General features: G+C 63.5%; 21 protein-coding genes. 11 read left to right on the top strand and 10 right to left on the bottom strand.

Going from position 1 to position 18,344, the window contains the following annotated elements:
- The first annotated feature begins 122 nt into the window (after positions 1-122).
- The gene (locus BBX50_RS02910) at positions 123-434 is read left to right on the top strand and encodes a hypothetical protein (protein WP_065773834.1); all 312 of its coding nucleotides are present in this window, start codon (positions 123-125) and stop codon (positions 432-434) included.
- Positions 435-697: 263 nt separating this feature from the next.
- Positions 698-1,654 (top strand): adenylate/guanylate cyclase domain-containing protein, encoded by a 957-nt coding sequence (locus tag BBX50_RS02905; protein ID WP_065773833.1) that lies wholly within the window; start codon positions 698-700, stop codon positions 1,652-1,654.
- A 6-nt stretch (positions 1,655-1,660) separates the two neighbouring features.
- On the opposite strand, the gene BBX50_RS02900 is transcribed toward BBX50_RS02905, so the two are convergent.
- The 3 genes from BBX50_RS02900 to BBX50_RS02890 form a co-directional block, all read right to left on the bottom strand.
- Positions 1,661-3,661: an adenylate/guanylate cyclase domain-containing protein gene (locus tag BBX50_RS02900; RefSeq protein ID WP_065773832.1), complete on the bottom strand. Its 2,001-nt coding sequence runs from the start codon at positions 3,659-3,661 to the stop codon at positions 1,661-1,663.
- Between the two features lie 171 nt (positions 3,662-3,832).
- Complete coding sequence (locus tag BBX50_RS02895) at positions 3,833-4,873, bottom strand: hydroxyacid dehydrogenase (RefSeq protein ID WP_065773831.1); 1,041 nt, start codon at positions 4,871-4,873, stop codon at positions 3,833-3,835.
- Between the two features lie 91 nt (positions 4,874-4,964).
- The gene (locus tag BBX50_RS02890; protein WP_065773830.1) at positions 4,965-5,276 is read right to left on the bottom strand and encodes a hypothetical protein; all 312 of its coding nucleotides are present in this window, start codon (positions 5,274-5,276) and stop codon (positions 4,965-4,967) included.
- Positions 5,277-5,383: 107 nt separating this feature from the next.
- Between BBX50_RS02890 and BBX50_RS02885 the strand changes: the two genes are divergently transcribed.
- Positions 5,384-6,010, top strand: a complete 627-nt coding sequence (locus tag BBX50_RS02885) for a ribonuclease D (protein ID WP_065773829.1) — start codon at positions 5,384-5,386, stop codon at positions 6,008-6,010.
- 23 nt (positions 6,011-6,033) lie between these two features.
- Here BBX50_RS02885 and BBX50_RS02880 read toward each other — a convergent pair whose 3' ends face one another.
- Positions 6,034-6,378 (bottom strand): YqaA family protein, encoded by a 345-nt coding sequence (locus tag BBX50_RS02880; RefSeq protein ID WP_065773966.1) that lies wholly within the window; start codon positions 6,376-6,378, stop codon positions 6,034-6,036.
- 83 nt (positions 6,379-6,461) lie between these two features.
- On the bottom strand, positions 6,462-6,743 hold the full coding sequence (locus BBX50_RS02875) for a SelT/SelW/SelH family protein (RefSeq protein ID WP_065773828.1): 282 nt from the start codon (positions 6,741-6,743) through the stop codon (positions 6,462-6,464).
- Between the two features lie 215 nt (positions 6,744-6,958).
- Between BBX50_RS02875 and BBX50_RS02870 the strand changes: the two genes are divergently transcribed.
- Complete coding sequence (locus BBX50_RS02870) at positions 6,959-7,414, top strand: DoxX family protein (RefSeq protein WP_065773827.1); 456 nt, start codon at positions 6,959-6,961, stop codon at positions 7,412-7,414.
- A gap of 126 nt (positions 7,415-7,540) precedes the next feature.
- Here the strand turns inward: BBX50_RS02870 and rnk are convergent, their stop codons facing one another.
- Complete coding sequence (gene rnk / locus BBX50_RS02865; protein ID WP_065773965.1) at positions 7,541-7,954, bottom strand: nucleoside diphosphate kinase regulator; 414 nt, start codon at positions 7,952-7,954, stop codon at positions 7,541-7,543.
- Positions 7,955-8,331: 377 nt separating this feature from the next.
- Between rnk and BBX50_RS02860 the strand changes: the two genes are divergently transcribed.
- From BBX50_RS02860 to BBX50_RS02845, 4 genes are read left to right on the top strand one after another with little or no spacing between them, the layout of a single operon-like run.
- Entirely contained in the window at positions 8,332-9,087 is a 756-nt protein-coding gene (locus tag BBX50_RS02860; RefSeq protein WP_065773826.1) for a type 1 glutamine amidotransferase, read from the top strand.
- Entirely contained in the window at positions 9,087-9,566 is a 480-nt protein-coding gene (locus BBX50_RS02855) for a GFA family protein (RefSeq protein WP_065773825.1), read from the top strand. Before BBX50_RS02860 ends, BBX50_RS02855 begins: the two co-directional genes overlap by 1 nt.
- The gene (locus BBX50_RS02850) at positions 9,563-10,126 is read left to right on the top strand and encodes a sugar O-acetyltransferase (protein WP_065773824.1); all 564 of its coding nucleotides are present in this window, start codon (positions 9,563-9,565) and stop codon (positions 10,124-10,126) included. The genes BBX50_RS02855 and BBX50_RS02850 overlap by 4 nt, the downstream gene beginning before the upstream one ends.
- Positions 10,127-10,152: 26 nt before the next feature.
- Positions 10,153-10,665: a GNAT family protein gene (locus BBX50_RS02845; RefSeq protein ID WP_065773823.1), complete on the top strand. Its 513-nt coding sequence runs from the start codon at positions 10,153-10,155 to the stop codon at positions 10,663-10,665.
- A 30-nt stretch (positions 10,666-10,695) separates the two neighbouring features.
- Here the strand turns inward: BBX50_RS02845 and BBX50_RS02840 are convergent, their stop codons facing one another.
- Entirely contained in the window at positions 10,696-11,298 is a 603-nt protein-coding gene (locus BBX50_RS02840; protein WP_244513266.1) for a helix-turn-helix domain-containing protein, read from the bottom strand.
- Between the two features lie 143 nt (positions 11,299-11,441).
- Between BBX50_RS02840 and BBX50_RS02835 the strand changes: the two genes are divergently transcribed.
- Entirely contained in the window at positions 11,442-12,908 is a 1,467-nt protein-coding gene (locus BBX50_RS02835) for an MFS transporter (RefSeq protein ID WP_065773821.1), read from the top strand.
- A gap of 161 nt (positions 12,909-13,069) precedes the next feature.
- On the opposite strand, the gene BBX50_RS02830 is transcribed toward BBX50_RS02835, so the two are convergent.
- From BBX50_RS02830 to BBX50_RS02820, 3 genes are all read right to left on the bottom strand, one after another.
- Positions 13,070-13,354, bottom strand: a complete 285-nt coding sequence (locus BBX50_RS02830; protein WP_065773820.1) for a GIY-YIG nuclease family protein — start codon at positions 13,352-13,354, stop codon at positions 13,070-13,072.
- A gap of 389 nt (positions 13,355-13,743) precedes the next feature.
- A complete protein-coding gene (gene lepA, locus BBX50_RS02825) occupies positions 13,744-15,579 on the bottom strand; it encodes a translation elongation factor 4 (protein WP_065773819.1) in 1,836 nt (611 codons plus the stop codon).
- A 61-nt stretch (positions 15,580-15,640) separates the two neighbouring features.
- Positions 15,641-16,882 carry an MFS transporter gene (locus BBX50_RS02820; protein WP_065773818.1) on the bottom strand — a complete coding sequence of 414 codons (1,242 nt, stop codon included), beginning with the start codon at positions 16,880-16,882 and terminating at the stop codon, positions 15,641-15,643.
- A gap of 193 nt (positions 16,883-17,075) precedes the next feature.
- Here BBX50_RS02820 and BBX50_RS02815 point away from each other — a divergent pair, with 193 nt between their 5' ends.
- Positions 17,076-17,669 carry an XRE family transcriptional regulator gene (locus BBX50_RS02815; protein WP_065773817.1) on the top strand — a complete coding sequence of 198 codons (594 nt, stop codon included), beginning with the start codon at positions 17,076-17,078 and terminating at the stop codon, positions 17,667-17,669.
- A 2-nt stretch (positions 17,670-17,671) separates the two neighbouring features.
- Complete coding sequence (locus BBX50_RS02810; RefSeq protein WP_065773816.1) at positions 17,672-18,199, top strand: GNAT family N-acetyltransferase; 528 nt, start codon at positions 17,672-17,674, stop codon at positions 18,197-18,199.
- The last annotated feature ends 145 nt before the right edge of the window (positions 18,200-18,344 follow it).

Raw genomic sequence — 18,344 nt, 5'->3', positions numbered from 1 at the left:
GGTGACCATTCATCACCGGACTGCGCTGACGCTCACGCCAGGCCCAAGGCCGCCTTTCCAATTTCTGCTTGCATTTTTCTGCGCAGGGTTGTTCCTGACGTTACTGCTGAGGAGGAGGAGCGATGGCGGGCTTGCTCGGGCTATTTCGTGGCGAACGGTCGCTGTCGTTCACCTATTGGGTTTGCTACGTCGGCGGATCCGCTGCTGCGATCGCTGCGATCTACGCCTGGCTCACGGGCGCGGGCTATCTCCTGGCGTATCCAACCGCTTATCGATTGTGCTTTTACCTCGTCATCGGATGGGTCTTGTTTGTCACCTGTTTCATCGGTGCGGAAGCCCTATTTCGACCGGGGAGAGCTTTCGTCCGTCAGCTACGGATTTCTCCTGAGAAAGAACTTGCACGCGTTCTCGTTGATCCCTTCCGATTGCCCTGATCCAAACGCGGGCGCGGCCGCGCTGTAACGCAAGCTCACCTTGTCTATTTTTGCTGCATTCGATCAGTCGCAGGACCTGAAAGCACGTTTTTGGCGCACGCATAACTTGAAGCTATGAGCCGTCGTATCGATATTGCTGTGCGTAGGATAAAGTGGGAGGCCGGAGGGCGGCAACGCCACCAAGGCTGCGGGCGACTGCGGCGCAGCTTGGCCGGCGACAACGCGACCGTCCGCGGTGGCGGATCTTGAGCGAGGACCAGGCGATGTCAGAAACACGTCGCAAGCTGACGACCATATTCTCCGCGGACGTCCAGGACTACACGCGGCTGATGCGCGCCGACGAGGAAGGCACGCTCGCCACGTTGAAGCGCCACCGCGACGCCATGGGGCGGCTGATCGAGGCGCATCATGGCCGTGTCGTCAACACCTGGGGCGACGGCCTGATCGCTGAGTTTCCGAGCGTCGTGGAGGCGTTGCGCGCGGCAATCGACGTACAGAACGAACTGGCTGGCCGCAACGCCAAGTGCCCTGTTGAAGAGCAGATGCTGTTTCGCATCGGTATCAATCTCGGCGACGTGATTGCCGAAGGCGACGATCTTTATGGCGACGGCGTCAACGTCGCCGCGCGCCTGCAGGCCTCTGCGCCCGCCGGCGGCATCGTCATCTCCAATACCGTCTATGATCAGGTGCGCAACAAGGTCGCCGTCGGCTTCGATTTTCTCGGAGCCCTCGAGGTCAAGAACATCGACGGCGGCGTGCCGAGCTACGCAGTGCGCATCGGTACGGCCGACGCCCGGCCGGCGATCGGCATTTCGGGATTCGGCCGCTCCAACGGCACGGCCGCACCGGGATCAGCCCGCGCCGGCGCCGGATCGTCCGCAGCCGGCGGAAAGGTGGCGGCGGCCAGACGTGGATCACTTCCTGCACTTACCATCATTGCTGCGGGGTTGGTCGCGCTCAATCTTCTGACCTGGAACGACGCCTTCTGGTCCATCTGGCCACTGCTTGGCCTTGGCATCCTTTGGGGCCTTGCCTGGCTCAAGCAGAACCCATGGATGGATCGTGGCATTGGCGTGCTGGCGCTTGCCGGGCTGGTGCTGCTGACGATCAACCTGCTGACGTGGCGCGGCGTGTTCTGGGCCGTCTGGCCGCTGCTCGCCTTTGCCGTCGTCGCCGGTATTCGCTGGGTCACCCGATCGCGCCGCAGCGTCGGCTCCTGAGGCCGCTCACATGCTTTCCCCGCTCTGCGGGCCGTCCGGCTTGGCTGCCGGCATGTCCACGGCTGCCTTTTCTTCCGGTTCCGCGCCCAGCACCTCGTAGATATCGAGCGCGGTCGCGCGGCCCTTCGCCTGCGCCGAACCGAGCGGCCGGAAGTGGATGGCCTCGCCGGCCTGGGCAACGACCGCGCCGCTTGCCATGATCGTCGTGTCGTAGCTCTTGTTCATGCCTTCGAGACGGGAAGCGACGTTCACCGTATCGCCCATGGCCGTATACTGCAGCCGCTCCCTGGCGCCGACATTGCCGACGACGGCAGTACCGGTGTGAATGCCGAAGCGGGTCCGGAACTCCGGCAGTCCCTTCTCTCGCTGTGCCTCGTTGAAGACACTGAGCCGTTGCTGCACAGCCAGCGCGCAGCGACAGGCGTGCTCGGCATGCCTGTCGTCCGGTGCCGGCGCGTTCCACATCGCAAACACCGAATCGCCGAGGAACTGGATGATCGTACCGTCGTGTTCGCCGACGGTTTCGCTGAAGATGTCGAAATATTCCGAAAGCATCGCCACGACCTCTTCCGGCGAATGCCGTTCGCTGAGCGTGGTGAAATCGTAGATGTCGGTGAAGAGCGCGGTTACTTCCTGGCGCCAGGCGGAGCGGCCGCTGAAGTGGCCGGATTCGATGCCCTTGCGCACCAGTTCCTTCGGCACATAGAGCGCGAAGGTGAAGATGGCGTCGCGCGCCCTGTTCATCGCGCCACCGAGCGTCGAGATTTCGCTGACATGTGACGAGACATCGATGGGTGTCGTAAAATCGAGGTCCTGCAGCCGGTTGGCGCTGGCGGTGAGCTGGTTGAGCCCCTGGGTGATCAGATGCGCAAGCACCAGTGAGGCGAGCACGGCCAGCGCCACGACTGCTCCGGAAATCGCCAGTCCCTGCACGAGGGTCTGGTTGGCCTCCGCCATCAGTTCGTCGAGCGGCGCGGCCACCACGGCGCGATTGCCGGAGAGCAGCAGCGCGGATTCGAGCGGCGTCACCATGACGAGATAGGTTCGGTCTCCGACTTCCACGAACTCGGCCTTGCCGGGTGCTGGCGGGTGGAGCCGGATGCTCTGGATCAAGGGATCGCTCTCGGCCTGCACGATCGGACTATCCTTGTCCTTCGCAGCCATGATGCGCCGCATCATCACCCGGTCCGAGTGGATGATCGGTCGCCCGACGGCATCGAGGATGAACGAAACGGAACCGCTCGTCAGCCGCTCGCGGGCAAGGAAATCGGTGATCGTATCGAGGATCACGTCGGCGCCGATGACGATCTCAGGATTGCCGCGATGGGCTTGCGAGATCGTCATTCCGAGCGTTTCGGTCGCGGCACTTTCGTAAGGGCCGGTCGAGACCGCAGCCTTTCCGTTGACGGCGGCTCGATACCAGGGCCTGGTTCGCGGGTCGAAGTCTGAGGGGGGCACGAGCCGCTCGGAGAATTGCGTGCCGTCCTTGTCCAGAAAGAGCACGCGCTGGAGGGGGGTGCCGCTTGCGTCCCTTTCCATCGAGCGCACGGCAGTGGCTGCCCCGCGCGGGGCATCGAGCGCCATGCGCCAGGCGACCTGCTTCAGGTCGACCATCTGGAAGAAAGCACCACTGGGATAACCGACATAGACCCCGTCGATATGTGGCGAACGGGTGATGCCCTCGCGCAGGACCGCCACCTTGTCGTTCATCCGTTCCGGTGGCGGCACGAGGAACGAATTGGCGACCGAGGAGACGAGGCTGACGAGCGCGGAGGTATCGCCCGAAAGCACGCCTAGCCGGTCGACCAGCCGGCTCATGAAGCCGCGCATATTGGCTTCGGCATCGGCGATCGCGGCAGCGCGCGAGCGGTTGTAGTCGAGGCCGACGAGGATCGCGGAAACGGCGATCAGCATGGCGACCATAACCAGGCTGAACAGTGAGCGAAGCGAACTGTTCCAGCCGTCGCCGGTTCTGCTTTGTCGAGCGGCGGGCGCCTTGTCTGCCATTGCGGGCCTCTGGTTTCGCTCTACACGGCGGATTGAACTGTTCCAGCGACTGTTGCGTGTGCCGGTCATGCACACCGTCGCTGCGTTGAGAGCCTACATGTGATTACCATAAAACATGTTAATCGGCGGGATGCACGACCCCGCCGAAATCACCCGCGAAAAACCGCTGGCTCAGTTCACGGTCACCGGCTTCGAGCGCATGCGGGCGACCGTTTCGCGTTCGGCGCGCTTGCAGCGCATGGGCGGCAGATTGCGATCCATCAGGTCCATGTCCTCGAGCACCATGTCGCCCATCTTCTTGAACGCGCTGTCGAGCGCGCCAGCCCGATGGGCCGAGCGCAGAAAACCCGGCAGCTTGCGGACCGGGTGGTCAAGCGGCAACGGCTCCTGCGGAAACACGTCGCTCGCCGCGACGATGTGCCCACGAGCAACCGCCGCCATCAGTGCGTCGAAATCGACGACGCCGGCGCGGCTGAGCAGAATGAACGCGGCGCCGGGACGCATGCGGGCAAAGGCCCTCTCGCCGAGAAAGCCCTCGTTCTCGCTGGTGACCGAGGCGACGACGAAAACGAAATCGCTCTCTTCCAGCACGGTTTCGAGCGAGGCCGGCTCGACGCCATTATCCCTAAGGATCGAAGCCGGCATCCAGGGGTCGAAGACCCGGATCTGGGCACGAAAGCCTGAAAGTACGCGGTTCAGCGCCCTGCCGAGGTCGCCGAAGCCGATGATACCGATGTCGGAGCCGGATAGCAGGCGCGCCGAGCGGTTGCCGTCGCCACCCCAGAGCTCGCTGCCCTCGCGAAAGGCGAGGTCGGCGTCGACGATGCCGCGAGCGATGTTCAAGGCCATCGCGAGCCCCAGTTCGGCCACCGGCTCGGCAAAGACCTGGCCGGTGGTCACCACATGGATGCCGCGTTCGAACAGCACCTCGTAGGGCATGTTGTTGATCAGGTTGCTTTCAACGTTCAGGATCGCCCTGAGCTTGCCCATGCGCTGGAGGGTGGCGTGGTCGAGCGGCGGCTGGCCGATGATGTAACGGGCCTGTGCCAGCACATCGTCACCAAGACCGGCGATATTGTCCGGGTCCGCTTCGATGATGCGGTAGCGCCGATTGAGCTCCTTGAGCGCTTCCGGCGTGAAGATCAGCTCGAGCGTGCGTGGTGCCGGTGCACTGATGGCAAGCGGCCTGTTGTCGGCCTTTGTATCGGACATCGTTTCTCCCCGGCGGAGTGAGGCCTCCGCTTCCCTGCCTTCAGGCTAGGAAGAAATCGACACCTTGCCAAGCGTCCAGATACGGGGCGCCTCAGTAACCGAGCCCGCGCTTCTGCCGGTAGAGGGACGGCGGCAGGTCGCTGCCCTGGAAGACGGGCCCGTCACCGCGGCGGCAATTGTAGATCGTGTCGTAGATGGGACGGCCGCGAGCGGTCGATTCGAACGGATAGTTGCGGTCGACGAAGGTCTGCTCGCAGACGACCTTGTCGCCGGCGCCATTCAGCGGATCCATCTGGCGCACGCCGGGCAGGTCACGGTAGGTCTGTGCCGCTGCCGGCACGGCAGACAGCCCGATGGCCAGCGCGAGCGTGGAAAGGGCGAGTGCGTGGTGAAAGGACGTCATCGTCGAGACTTTCGAAGGGCAGCCAGCGGGCAGAATATGACAACGGTATCGCCGGCGCCAAACTTGCGCTATAGGCCACACCACTGCGTTTGATCTGGGGATTTTCGATGGCGAATGCAATACGGTTCCATGAAGGCGACATCCCCGCGGCTGACGCTGCTCGCTATACCGGCGCGATCGCGATCGACACCGAAACGCTCGGCCTCATTCCCCGCCGCGACCGTCTCTGTGTCGTGCAGCTGTCGCCGGGCGACGGTACCGCCGACGTGATCCGCATCGCTGCCGGCCAGAGGCAAGCGCCGAACCTCGTCGCCATGCTTGCTGATCCGGCTCGCCAGAAGATCTTTCATTTCGGACGCTTTGATATCGCCGTGCTGTTCCACACCTTCGGTGTGACCACGACGCCGGTCTTCTGCACCAAGATCGCCTCGCGGCTGACGCGAACCTATACGGACCGCCACGGCCTCAAGGACAATCTCAAGGAAATGCTCGACGTCGACATCTCCAAGCAGCAGCAGTCATCCGACTGGGCAGCCGAGATCCTGTCGCCGGCACAGCTCGAATATGCGGCTTCCGATGTTCTTCACCTGCATGCGCTGCGCGACAAGCTGACGGCCCGCCTTCTGCGCGATGGCCGCATGGAACATGCCGAAGCTTGCTTCGCCTTCCTGCCGACGCGCTCTAAGCTCGACCTGCTCGGCTGGGACGAGACCGACATCTTCGCCCATAGCTGAGCCGTCGCGCGAAGCGCCCGATACTACGGCGTCAGGTAGAGCACGACCGCATAACGCGCCGCCTTGCCGATCGTGACGAAGAGCAGGAACAGCGGCAGCTTCATGCGCAGCAGGCCTGCGACCAGCGTCAGCGGGTCGCCGATAACGGGCATCCAGGAAAGCAGCAGCACCGGCTGCCCATAGCGGGCAAAGAGCGCCTCCGCCTTTTTTCGTGCGGCAGGGGAAACGGGAAACCAACGCCGTCCTTCGAAGCGGATCAGAAAACGCCCCAGCGCGAAATTGACGGCGGCGCCAAGCACGTTGCCGAACGTCGCTGCAAGGAAGAGGGCGGTGCGATCAGCCTCTCCGTGCAGGGCGGCCGCGACGATTGCCGCCTCCGACATGCCAAAGAGCAGTGTTGCTGACAGGAACGCGGCGGAAAAGACGCCGGCGAGAATTCCGAAATCCAGGATCAGCTCCTGTCCGTGTGGCCGAGATCGCGCTCCGGCTCGATAATGTCGCGGATGCGCTGCTTCAGTTCTTTCGGACCAGGGAAGCCGCCGTCACGTTTGCGCTCCCAGACGAGTTCGTCGTTGACGCGGATCTCGAAATTGCCGCCGGTACCGGGAATGAGCGCCACTTCGCCGAGCGACTGCCCGAAGGTTTGCAGCAGTTCCTGCGCCATCCAGCCGGCACGCAGGAGCCAGTTGCACTGGGTGCAATAGAGGATGGTGATGCGTGGCTTTGGGTCCATCGGGCGGCTCTCGGATCTGTGTCGGAGCGGCGACCATACCGAGAGCGCCGGGGGGAAACAACCACGGCGGCGTGCACGCTCACGTCGCACTCACGTAATTGTCAACAAATTTAGTCATGTTTTTATCGGGCGGTAGCTTGCATTGCCCGGGCGTCGCGGCGAGACATTGCGGCATGGCACAAATTGTCGCACCCCAACCGCCGGAGAGGCCCTTCATGACCGACGTCACCGCTTCCAGTTCCCGCCCGCGCGCCATCCTGCCGGCGCTTCAGAAGATCTACCTGCCGCTCGACACCTTCGCCGAGACGCTGTTGCGCGTTTTGGCCGGCGCCCTGCTCGCGGTCCATGGCTTCGGCAAGATCACCGACCCCTTCGGCACCGTTGGCATGGTTGAGGGGCTCGGCTTCTATCCGGGCGTCTTCTGGTCGCCGCTTCTGGCCGCCACGGAGTTCTTCGGCGGTATCCTGATCGCGATCGGCCTCCTGACACGTCCGGCCGCCTTTGCCGGCATGATCGTTCTGCTCGTCACCGTCTACTTCCACGGCATCGTACAGGGCGAAGGCCTCTTCGGTGCCGAGAAGTCGATCCTCTGGGCCGCGATCCTGTTCTTCTTTGCCATCCGCGGCGCCAACAGCCAGTCGGTCGACGCCAAGCTCGGCAAGCAGTTCTGATCGATAGACGGTCAGGGAAGCGGGGAGGCGGTGAAAATCCGGCCTCCCCGTTTTTGCAGGCGGCGCATTGCGCGACGCATGTCAGGCAACCTTCAAGGAATACGCAATTCCGGACGGAAAGCCGTTTCATACTTTTCCTGGAATTGCTTGGGTCGTCACGCTGCGAATGGTCATGCGATGGATCTTGCCCGACCGGTCCTGCCAGTCGATCGACTGCCCGACGGACAGGCCGATCAGCGCCGCACCGATCGGCGTCAGCACCGAGATCCGCCCGGCCTCGATATCGGCCTCGCCGGGATAGACGAGCGTCACCTGCTTGGCGAAACCGTTGTCGGCCTCGAAAGCAACGGTCGAGCCCATCTGAACGCTATCGGCGGGCAGCGCGTCCGACGCGCCGATGCGCGCGCGATCGAGTTCGGACAGCAGCGCCTCGGCCACCTCGGGCACGCGTTCGAGTGCAGACGAAGCCAGCGCCGTCAGCCGCTTGTGATCTTCGGCATTGATGATGATGGGGGGAAGTGTCTTGCGGGATGCCGCCATGATGTGACCTGCCATGTTCGGTCGTGGCGCCTCTGCGTCTGCGGGCGCACGCGAATTCAATTTTCTGGAGATTCGGCGCTCGTTCAGCCGCGTTCAGAAATTTCTTCTACCGACGCGAAAGGCTCCCCGGACCCGGAGAGCGCAAGCATCCGGGCTGGGGTCAGGTTCCTGCGATCGGGCACACCCGGAAGCAGCGAAGGGAAGAAATCGCAAGCATCATGATATCAGGAAGGTCGGAAAGTTTGGCGCGGAAGTCAAGGCCCGGATGCTTTCGGCCGGGAGCGAGGTGTCCGCGCGCGCCCGTTGAACGCTCGCCTCTTGAACCGGGTCGCATGTCGTGATCAATCTTTCGCCCAGACGGCAAAGGGAAGATCATGATGCGGGTGCTGGTGGTGGAAAACATGGCGAAGACGGAGCTCGGCCAGGTCGGCACGGCACTTCGCGAAGTGAAGGCCGAGGTCGAGGTTCGCCGCGCCTATGCCGGGGACCCGGTGCCGGAGGGGCCGGACGGCTTCGATGCGCTGGTGGTGCTCGGCGGCGAACAGAGCGCGCTCGACGACGAGGCCTTCCCCTACCTCCCGAAGCTTGCAGCGCTGATGCGCCGCTTCGGTGACAGCGAGCGGTCGGTGCTGGGCATCTGCCTCGGCAGCCAGCTTCTGGCACGCGCATACGGCGCGCGCAATCTGCTGGGCGAGGCCAGGGAGTTCGGCTGGTGCGACGTTCGCGTTCGCAGCGAAGGACAGAGCGATCCGGTGCTGGCAAGCGTCGGCGAAAGTTTCCCGATATTCCAATGGCACGGCGATACCTTCACGCTGCCCGACGGCGCCGTACACCTTGCCGAAAATGACGTGACCCGGCATCAGGCGTTTCGTGTCGGTCGCGCCGCCTATGGCACGCAGTTCCATTTCGAAGCCGACACTGACCTTGTCGAGGATTGGAACCGCTCGTTTCCGCAGACCATCAATCGGCTCGACCCCACCTGGCTGGCGCAGTACCCTGCCCATGCGCGCAGATATGGCGAGAAGGCCAATGCCGCCGGCCTGGCCCTGGCGCGTGCCTGGGTCGCCACCGTCAGGCGCGGCAGTGTCACTGGCACTGTCTCGAGCGACGATATGCTGGAGGAGGCCTGCTGATGGACAAGGATTTTGGCGGTGGCTGCTTCTGCGGCAAAATCCGCTATCGGCTGAAGGCCGCACCGATGTTCGTCAATTGCTGCCACTGCAGCGATTGCCAGCGCCAGGTCGGCAGCGCCTTCGTCGTCAACGGTGTGATCGAACGAGAGAACATCGCGCTCACCGAGGGCGAGCCCGTCGTCGTCACGCTGCCCACCGACAGCGGCCGCCCGCACGACGTCTACCGCTGCCCTGAATGTCAGACGGCGCTGTGGAGCGATTATGGCCGGCGCGGCTGGCTCTCCTTCCTCCGGATTGCAAGCCTCGACCGTCCTTCGGACTTCCCGCCGGATGCACATATTTTCACCCGCTCCAAGGTTCAGTGGCTGTCGCTCGAAGGCGGCGCTCCGGCCTTCGAGATCTACTACGACATGAAGACCATGTGGCCGCCTGAAAGCCTGGCACGGCGCGTAGCGGCCGAAGCAAAGGCAAAAGCGTGACCGCCAGCGAACGCGAAAAAATGGCGATGGGCGAATGGTATTCATGCCTCGATGACGAGCTTGATCGCCTGCGGCTGACGGCTCGCGAAGCGGTCCACCAGCACAACACCATGCCGCCGGGCGAACGCGGAAACATGGCGCCGGCGCTGCGCGCGCTGCTTGGCGCGGTTGCGGATGACGTTGTCATCGAGGCGCCGTTTCATTGCTCCTACGGCATCAACATCCGTCTCAGCGCCCGGGTCTATCTCAATGCCGGCTGCACGATCCTCGATAGCGGCACCGTGACGATCGGCGAGGGGACGATGCTCGGGCCGAGCGTGCAAATCTATTGCGCCGAGCACCACAAGGACGCCGTGCTCCGCAGCCAGGGCCTCGAAGTCGCCCGCCTAGTGACGATCGGCGCCGATGTCTGGATCGGCGGCGGCGCGATCATCCTTGGCGGCGTGACGATTGGCGACGGTGTGATCGTCGGCGCGGGCTCGGTGGTGACGAAGGACGTGCCCGCCGGCGCGACGGTTGTCGGCAACCCGGCGCGCCCGCTGCGGCACTCGACGACTTGAGACAATTTCGGGAGGACGACCTTTTCATGACGAGCGAGACGAAGACGATCCAAGTGCGCCCGGCGCGGCCCGATGATGCACCTGTTCTGTGCGCCTTCCTCAACGAGATCATCCGGATCGGCGGCACCACCGCGCACCAGACGCCGTTCACGCCCGAAGGCTTTGTCGAGCACTATCTCGCCGGTCCCGGCTTCGTCAGCTGCTTTGTCGCCGAGGACGAGACCGGCGAGCCCTGCGCTTTCCAGGCGCTCGACCGCTGGGATGGAATACCCGAGGACTGGGCCGACATCGGCACCTTCTCCCGCCCCGGCAACAAGGTGACCGGTGCCGGTACGGCACTGTTCAAAGCCACCTGCGACTATGCCCGCTCGATCGGCCTCAAGGCGCTCAACGCCACCATCCGCGCCGACAATACCGGTGGACTTGCCTATTACGGCAAGATGGGTTTCGTCGACTACAAGGTCGACAAGGCCGTGCCGCTCAATGACGGGACGCTCGTGGATCGTGTTTGGAAGCGGTATTTTCTTGCGGAAGCGTAAGGCGGATCCTGCGGCCCGGGGCGTGCCGCGTCAGCGGCCGCTTCTGTTCACCATGGCAACGATCGTCTCGTAAAGCTCGTCTTCTGCCTCTTTGGGCGCAATGTCTCCCGCCGCCGCAGCATTGGAGAGGCCATCAGCTGCACCAAGCATTGCCCAGAAGCCCGCCGGCGCGATGCCCCTCTGTCCCGTGAACCGGCTCAACACCTTTCGGCACTTCTCGATGTAGACCAGCTGATAGGTCCGCTTGACGGTCGCAAGTTCCGGCGAGCCGGCGAGTGACGCCAGCACGCCGGGGATCTCGCGGCCTTGCGCCAGCACGCACTCGACATAGGAGGAGGCGATGTTTCTCGCGGTTCCCTCCAGCGTCGGCTCGCTTGCCGCAGTTGCAGCGTCCATCACCACCGTCTGGCGTCCGTCGAAATCCTGATAGAGGGCTGCGAGCAGACCGTTGCGCGTGCCGAAATGATCATAGACGACCGGCTTGGCGACGGCCGCCTCTTCGGCCAGGCGCGGCAGCGTCAGCGCGTCGGTGCCCTCTTCGCGAACGAGCCTCCAGGCCACATCAAGCAGCTGGCTTAGCCGCTGCTCACGAGTGAGACGAACGCGTTTGGCGGTGACCGGACTCTTTTCCATCAGGCTTGACATCACTATATACCAAAAGTAACTTACCTTAAGTATATAGAATAGAACCTCCAACCGCAACCATCTGCCCGCCTGACCTACCGGCGGCCGAAGCGGCATGCCTGCGCATGCCGTTTGTAAAGGAATCATGCCCGATGACGGACACTTCACTTCCAAGCTCCACAGACCGAAGCGCATGGCTGGGTCTGATGGCCGTGTTGCCCCTCGTGCTGCTCGTGGCCATGGACGGCTCCATCCTCTATCTCGCCATGCCGCGTGTGACCTCGGCCCTCATGCCCACAGCCGACCAGGCGCTCTGGATCCTCGATATCTACGGCTTCGTGGTCGGGTCGCTGCTGATCGCTTTCGGCAATATCGGCGACCGCTATGGGCGGTTGAAACTGATCATGGTCGGTGCCGTGATCTTCGGCGCAGGATCGCTCGCCGCCGCCTATTCGCAGTCGCCGATGGCGCTGATCGCCGCGCGGGCGCTGATGGGGCTCGGCGGCGCGACCTTGCTGCCCTCGGGGCTCGCGATCGTCAGCGCGCTGTTTCCCGATCCGCGACAGCGCGCCCAGGCGATCGGCATCTTCGCGGCCACGTTTGCGGCCGGCTTCGCCATCGGACCCCTCATCGGCGGTTTACTGTTGCAGCGGCTTGAGTGGGGCGTCGTGTTCCTGATCAATGTTCCCGTCGTGTTCGGCTTCCTGATCGTCGCATCGGTCCTGCTTCGCGAAGTGCGCTCCACGACCTATGGCCGTATCGACCTGCCGAGCCTCGTGCTGTCCTTTGCCGGCATTCTGATGCTCACCTACTCGCTCAAGAGCGCTGCTGCCTACGGCTTCACCGTGCTTCAGTCCACCGCCGGGATCGTCGGCGTCTTGGCGATTGCGTTGTTTCTGCGCCGGCAAACGCGGATCGCGTACCCGCTGCTGGACCTCGGACTCTTCCGAGATCGGATCTTTTCCATCGCCATCCTCACTGGCCTCCTGCCGTTGGTCGTCTGGTCCGCCGTCGGCTATCTCTCAGGGATCTATCTGCAGTCGGTGCTGGGTTTCGACGTCTTTACCGCAGCGCTGGTGACCTTGCCGGGCGCCATCGTGCTCATGGCCACCTGCGTCGGCACGGCCCGCATCGTTGAGCAGATCGGCCGCAAGAATGCGCTCGTTGCGACGCATTTCCTGATCGCATCAGGTGTCTTCCTGCTGCTGTTTACCACCACGCACGCCGGCGTCGCCGCCTTCATCGCCTCGACCGTGGTTGCGGGCATCGGCTATGGCCTCTCCTTCAGCCTCGTGGCGGAGGTCGCGGTGTCGGCCGTTCCCGCCGAACGTGCCGGTGCGGCGGGTTCGATCGCCGAGACCAGCAACGAACTCGGCAATGCGCTCGGTATCACGCTTCTCGGTTCGCTGGCGGCACTCAGCTTCCGCCTCTTCGGCCCCGGCGTGGCGGGAACGCTCAACGAAACGCTCGATCATCCGGGCCTCGCCTCTGAAACCATCCTGCAGGCCAAGGAAGCCTTCGTTGCGGGCCTGCATGTCGCGGCCGGTGTTGGCGGTCTGTCGCTGCTCGCACTGGGCATCGTCGCCTGGCTCTGGCTGCCGAAGAGATTGCCGGAATAGGCGTCGCGGGCCGGGTAGTTGCGTCGCGGCCGGGCGCTCCAACCGCGGAAGCGAAACGGTAGGCGCTGAGAAGGATCTGCGTGCGACCACCCCTGTGACAGCGGTGCCGCCACCCTCTTTGTTGTCATCCTCGGGCTTGACCCGAGGATCCATACACAAGCTCACTGAAGCTCGAAATACAGATCGCGCCAATCCGGGTTCATGGTCTCGATCAGCTCGATTTTCCACTGCCGGTACCAGCGCTTGAGCGACTTCTCACGCTGGATAGCCGTGCCAATTTGAAGATGTTCTTCGTACCAGACGAGCTGGGCGCAACCGTACTTCGATGCAAATCCTGGCGTCAGTCCTTCCCGATGCTCGAAGATGCGACGTTCGAGATCTGAGGTGACACCGATGTAGAGTGTCCCTCGCTTATGGTTCGTAACGATGTAAACGAATCCGGCCATGACTGGCAGGTTGCTTGTGCTTGGATCCTCGGGTCAAGCCCGAGGATGACGACCGTAGGGATATTGCGACCTGAGAAAGAGTGATGTGCGCGCGGATATTCATCCTTCGAACGAGCGAGAGGCCAGGTTTATCTGCGCAGGGCGACAGTGGACTTCCACCAGCGCCGTTTCTCCCCTCCAATGTCATCCTCGGGCTTGACCCGAGGATCCAAGCACGAACCCCGAGGTCCCCGGTGTCGGCAGGGCGCAGTTACTAGTTAGCCTCGGCGGACATCCTTTGACACCAAAGGTCCTCACGATCACAAGGCCTCACTCGAGTGGAGGTTCAAATGAAAAAAGGGCGACCCGAAGGCCGCCCTCTCCAAAACGTCGAAACCTGCACGTGGCCCTTACTCGTCGCCCATCTTGAGCGCGGCGATGAAGGCTTCCTGCGGGATCTCCACCTTGCCGAACTGGCGCATGCGCTTCTTGCCGGCCTTCTGTTTTTCGAGCAGCTTGCGCTTACGGGTGGCGTCGCCGCCGTAGCACTTGGCCGTCACGTCCTTGCGCAGCGCCGAGATGGTTTCGCGGGCAATGACGTTGCCGCCGATCGCCGCCTGGATCGGGATCTTGAACATGTGCTTCGGGATCAGCTCCTTGAGCTTCTCGCACATTTCGCGGCCGCGCTTTTCCGCCGCCATCCGGTGCACCATCATCGACAGCGCGTCGACCGGCTCGCCGTTGACGAGGATCGACATCTTCACAAGGTTGCCTTCCTTGTGCTCGGTGATCTGGTAGTCGAACGAGGCATAGCCCTTCGAGATCGACTTCAGACGGTCGTAGAAATCGAACACCACTTCGTTGAGTGGCAGGTCATAGGTCAGCATCGCGCGGGTGCCGACATAAGTCAGCTCGATCTGGATGCCGCGGCGGTCCTGGCAGAGTTTGAGGATGCCGCCGAGGTAGTCGTCGGGCGTCAGGATCGTCGCGCGGATCCACGGCTCGTGGATTTCGGCGATCTTGACCACGTCGGGCATGTCGGCCGGGTTGTGCAGCTCGCGCTCCGAGCCATCGGTCATGAACAGCTTGTAGACGACCGAAGGGGCTGTCGCGATCAGGTCGAGGTCGAACTCGCGCTCGAGGCGTTCCTGGATGATTTCGAGGTGCAAGAGGCCGAGGAAGCCGCAGCGGAAGCCGAAGCCGAGCGCTGCCGACGATTCCATTTCGAACGAGAACGACGCGTCGTTGAGGCGCAGCTTGCCCATCGCCGAGCGCAGGTCTTCGAAGTCGGCGGCGTCAACCGGGAAGAGGCCGCAGAAGACCACCGGCTGCGCCGGCTTGAAGCCCGGCAGTGCCTTGTCGGTCGGGCGCTTGTCCTCGGTGATGGTGTCGCCGACGCGGGTATCGGCTACTTCCTTGATCGAGGCGGTGATGAAGCCGATCTCGCCGGGCCCAAGCGCATCCATCGCCACCATCTTCGGCGTCAAGACGCCGACGCGTTCGATCGTGTACTTGGCGTCGGTGCCCATCATGCGGATGGTCATGCCCTTTTTCAGCGTGCCGTCGATGATGCGCACGAGAACCATGACGCCGAGATAGGTGTCGTACCAGCTGTCGACGAGCAGCGCCTTCAGGGGGGCCGTATCGCCGCCGTCGCTTTTCGGCGCCGGCAGCTTGGTGACGATCGCTTCGAGCACATCAGGGATGCCGAGGCCGGTCTTCGCCGAGATCAAGACTGCGTCCGAGGCGTCGATGCCGATCACTTCCTCGATCTGCTCCTTGATGCGGTCGGGTTCGGCCGCCGGCAGGTCGATCTTGTTGAGCACGGTGACGAGTTCGTGGTTGTTGTCGATCGCCTGGTAGACGTTGGCGAGCGTCTGGGCTTCCACGCCCTGGGATGCGTCGACGACGAGCAGCGAGCCTTCGCAGGCCGACAGCGAGCGCGAGACCTCATAGGCGAAGTCGACGTGGCCGGGCGTGTCGATCAGGTTCAGCACATAGGTTTCGCCATCATTGGCCTTGTAGTGCAGGCGCACCGTCTGGGCCTTGATGGTGATGCCGCGCTCGCGCTCGATATCCATGCTGTCGAGCACCTGCTCGGACATCTCGCGCTCGGCGAGGCCGCCGGTGGACTGGATCAGCCGGTCGGCAAGCGTCGACTTGCCGTGGTCGATGTGGGCCACGATCGAGAAGTTGCGGATATGCGAAAGGGGCGTCTTCGAAGATGTTGTGCTCATGGGCCGCATATAGCAGTGCCTTCAACCGCCGCAAAGCGGGAAATGAAGGCTTCGTTCACTATAAATCGGGCTATTCGGCGCTCGCCTCTGCCTCGACGAGAGCGCCGGCATTCGGCACCTGCGCACTCCTGATCTCGAAGCCCTCGCGCTCGGCCACCGGAACCTCGTCCCGTTTCTTCAGCCGCGCCAGTACGAAGAGCGCATAGAGGGCCGCAACCGCCATCGCCGCATAGATGAACGTGCGCGGTCCAAAGACCGGCATCAGCAGCGTCACCAGCAACGGCACCACTGTTGCGGCGGCCGACCAGGCGACCAGCATGGTACTGGCAAGCGGCACGAAATCCGAAGGATCCGTGCGGTCGTTGGCGTGCGCATTGGCGATCGAATAGACGGTCTCGACCGCGCCGGCAAAGAGCGCGAAGACCAGCATCAAGAGGAGCAGATTGCCGAAGGACGCCGAGAGCGCGAAGAAACCGGCGGCGAGGATCAACAGGCAGGTGCCGATCAGCACGAGGCGCCGGTCGATCCGATCAGACAGCGTTCCCATCGGATACTGGATGGCGATCAAGCCGAACTGCATGACGAACATCAGGTTGGCAACGTCGGTCTGGCTGACGTTGTTGGCGGCCGCATAGATCGGCGTGAAGCCCTGAACCACCATCGACAGACCGCCGGCGGCAAGCACGCCGATGAAGGCGACCGGCGAACTGCGCCAGACCATCGGGATGTCGATGCTGACCTTTGCAGGCGCCGGCGGCGTCGGCAGCCGCGTCAGCCCGATCGGCAGGAGGGCAAGGGCCGTGAAGAAGATGGTGACGAGCGGCGGCAGATTGCCGTCGGCCGGGATCTGCCCGAACAGCCACGCGCCGGTGCCAAGCCCGATGACATAGGCCATGTAGAACAGCGCCATCGCCTTGCCGCGCCAGTGATTTTGGCTCGCATGATTGAGCCAGCTTTGGGCGATGATGAAATTGGTGTTGCCGGATGCACCGTAAAGGCCGCGGGCAAGCACCCAGACAAGCGGGTGCATGCCGAGGGCGATCGCCAGCGCCGAGAGGATGACGAGTGCCATCGAGCAGGAGAACGCGCGCGCATGGCCGACGCGGCGGATCATCGGTCCGGCGATGACGCAGCCGATCAGCCCGCCGAAGGCGATCATGGTGACGGCAGCACCCGGCACCCAGTCCGGCGCGTCCGAGCGCGTCAGCGCAAAGGGTACATAGGCGAGCATCATGCCGTTGCCGATCGCCACCGCCGTCATCGAAGTGACGATGCTGGCGATCGAGGTCAGCGAGGAGGGCTGCTTTGTCATGTCCAACCTGTCAATGGGATCCGCGTGTGGCGCGACAATTGAGGATTATCTAAAGTGTTGAAGCGTAAGCATTTCTCGTTTTCCACGGTTTGGGCGCCACCATAGCGGAAACACGGCGATTTCGCTGTCGCCAAAGCGGCATCGCATGCCCGTATTTTCGGTCTTTCCCACTCTTGACTCCACTATATGAGAAATGCAATCTCAAATAATGGAAAACGTCACCGACCGCCTCGAATATGCCATCGGCGAGCGGATCCGCACGCTGCGTAACGAGCGCAACCTGACGCTCGATGAGCTCGCCGCCAGTTCCGGCGTCAGCCGCGCGATGATCTCGCGCATCGAGCGCGGCGAGGCGAGCCCGACGGCGCAGCTTCTCGCCAGGCTTTGCAGCGCGCTCTCAACCACGCTTTCGGCTCTCTTTGCCTTTGAGGCGAAGGAGGCGTCGCCGGTTGCAAGGCGCGCCGACCAACGCCTTTGGCGCGACCCGGAATCCGGCTATCTGCGCCGCTCGGTCTCGCCGGATGGGCTTGGTTCCCCGGTCGATATCGTCGAGGTCGAATTTCCGCCGGGCGCGCGCGTGGTGTTCGAGCGGCAGCCATCGGACAGAGGCATCACCCAGCACCTCTGGCTCTTCTCCGGTCGGCTGGAGATGACAACCGAATCCGGCTCTCATTCGCTTGAGGCGGGTGATTGCCTGTTCATGGGCCTGGAATACGGCCACATCTTTCACAACCCCCACGATGAGCCGGCTCATTATGCCGTCATCCTTTGCCGCACCAAGGTTTGACCATGTCCGATATTTTGATCCGCCTGCTCGATGAGGCGCAAGCGCGTGCCGCCATCCCGGCGCTTGCCGAAGTGCTCTCCGATTGCGTCGAGGGCGGCGCTTCTGTCGGCTTCATGCAGCCCTATCCGCCGGAAAGCGCGCTTGCCTATTGGCAGGGCGTTGTCGCAGCGGTCGCGGCCGGCGACACCCTGCTGATGGTAGCGGAGGAGGCGGGCCGCATCCTCGGCACCGTACAGGTCGGCGTCGCGCAAATGCCGAACCAGCCGCATCGCGGCGACCTGAAGAAACTGCTGGTGCACCGCGCCGCCCGTGGCAAGGGCCTGGCGCGGCGGCTGATGGAGGCGGTCGAAGACGAAGCCGCGGTGCGCGGAAAGACGCTGCTGGTGCTCGACACGGCAACCGGCAGCGAGGCCGAGGCGATCTATCCGCGCCTCGGCTGGGAGCGCGTCGGCGTCATCCCCGATTATGCCATGTGGCCGGAAGGCGGCCTTTGCGCCACGACCTTCTTTTACAAGCGGATCGCGGCTTAAGGGACCGTCGGTGGTGTGATTGCCGCCCCTCACCCTAACCCTCTCCCCGCAGGCGGGGAGAGGGGACGTGGCAGACCGCCGACTGATCGTCCTGCGCACCCCTCACCGGAGAAACAGGAGTGCGGGAAGTGAGGGCGAGCGGTTG

The organism is Ensifer sp. LC11 (assembly GCF_001695835.1).
GTDB lineage: Bacteria > Pseudomonadota > Alphaproteobacteria > Rhizobiales > Rhizobiaceae > Ensifer.
This window is presented reverse-complemented; position numbering and strand designations above follow the sequence as displayed.

Coding starts and splice junctions, on each gene's coding strand:
- BBX50_RS02830 (WP_065773820.1), bottom strand. CDS start 13,354: ATGGCCGGATTCGTTTACATCGTTACGAACCATAAGCGAGGGACACTC.
- BBX50_RS02910 (WP_065773834.1), top strand. CDS start 123: ATGGCGGGCTTGCTCGGGCTATTTCGTGGCGAACGGTCGCTGTCGTTC.
- BBX50_RS02845 (WP_065773823.1), top strand. CDS start 10,153: ATGACGAGCGAGACGAAGACGATCCAAGTGCGCCCGGCGCGGCCCGAT.
- BBX50_RS02890 (WP_065773830.1), bottom strand. CDS start 5,276: ATGACGTCCTTTCACCACGCACTCGCCCTTTCCACGCTCGCGCTGGCC.
- BBX50_RS02855 (WP_065773825.1), top strand. CDS start 9,087: ATGGACAAGGATTTTGGCGGTGGCTGCTTCTGCGGCAAAATCCGCTAT.
- BBX50_RS02810 (WP_065773816.1), top strand. CDS start 17,672: ATGTCCGATATTTTGATCCGCCTGCTCGATGAGGCGCAAGCGCGTGCC.
- lepA (WP_065773819.1), bottom strand. CDS start 15,579: ATGCGGCCCATGAGCACAACATCTTCGAAGACGCCCCTTTCGCATATC.
- BBX50_RS02820 (WP_065773818.1), bottom strand. CDS start 16,882: ATGACAAAGCAGCCCTCCTCGCTGACCTCGATCGCCAGCATCGTCACT.
- BBX50_RS02860 (WP_065773826.1), top strand. CDS start 8,332: ATGCGGGTGCTGGTGGTGGAAAACATGGCGAAGACGGAGCTCGGCCAG.
- BBX50_RS02815 (WP_065773817.1), top strand. CDS start 17,076: ATGCAATCTCAAATAATGGAAAACGTCACCGACCGCCTCGAATATGCC.
- BBX50_RS02885 (WP_065773829.1), top strand. CDS start 5,384: ATGGCGAATGCAATACGGTTCCATGAAGGCGACATCCCCGCGGCTGAC.
- BBX50_RS02905 (WP_065773833.1), top strand. CDS start 698: ATGTCAGAAACACGTCGCAAGCTGACGACCATATTCTCCGCGGACGTC.
- rnk (WP_065773965.1), bottom strand. CDS start 7,954: ATGGCGGCATCCCGCAAGACACTTCCCCCCATCATCATCAATGCCGAA.
- BBX50_RS02875 (WP_065773828.1), bottom strand. CDS start 6,743: ATGGACCCAAAGCCACGCATCACCATCCTCTATTGCACCCAGTGCAAC.
- BBX50_RS02895 (WP_065773831.1), bottom strand. CDS start 4,873: ATGTCCGATACAAAGGCCGACAACAGGCCGCTTGCCATCAGTGCACCG.
- BBX50_RS02840 (WP_244513266.1), bottom strand. CDS start 11,298: ATGGAAAAGAGTCCGGTCACCGCCAAACGCGTTCGTCTCACTCGTGAG.
- BBX50_RS02900 (WP_065773832.1), bottom strand. CDS start 3,661: ATGGCAGACAAGGCGCCCGCCGCTCGACAAAGCAGAACCGGCGACGGC.
- BBX50_RS02835 (WP_065773821.1), top strand. CDS start 11,442: ATGACGGACACTTCACTTCCAAGCTCCACAGACCGAAGCGCATGGCTG.
- BBX50_RS02870 (WP_065773827.1), top strand. CDS start 6,959: ATGACCGACGTCACCGCTTCCAGTTCCCGCCCGCGCGCCATCCTGCCG.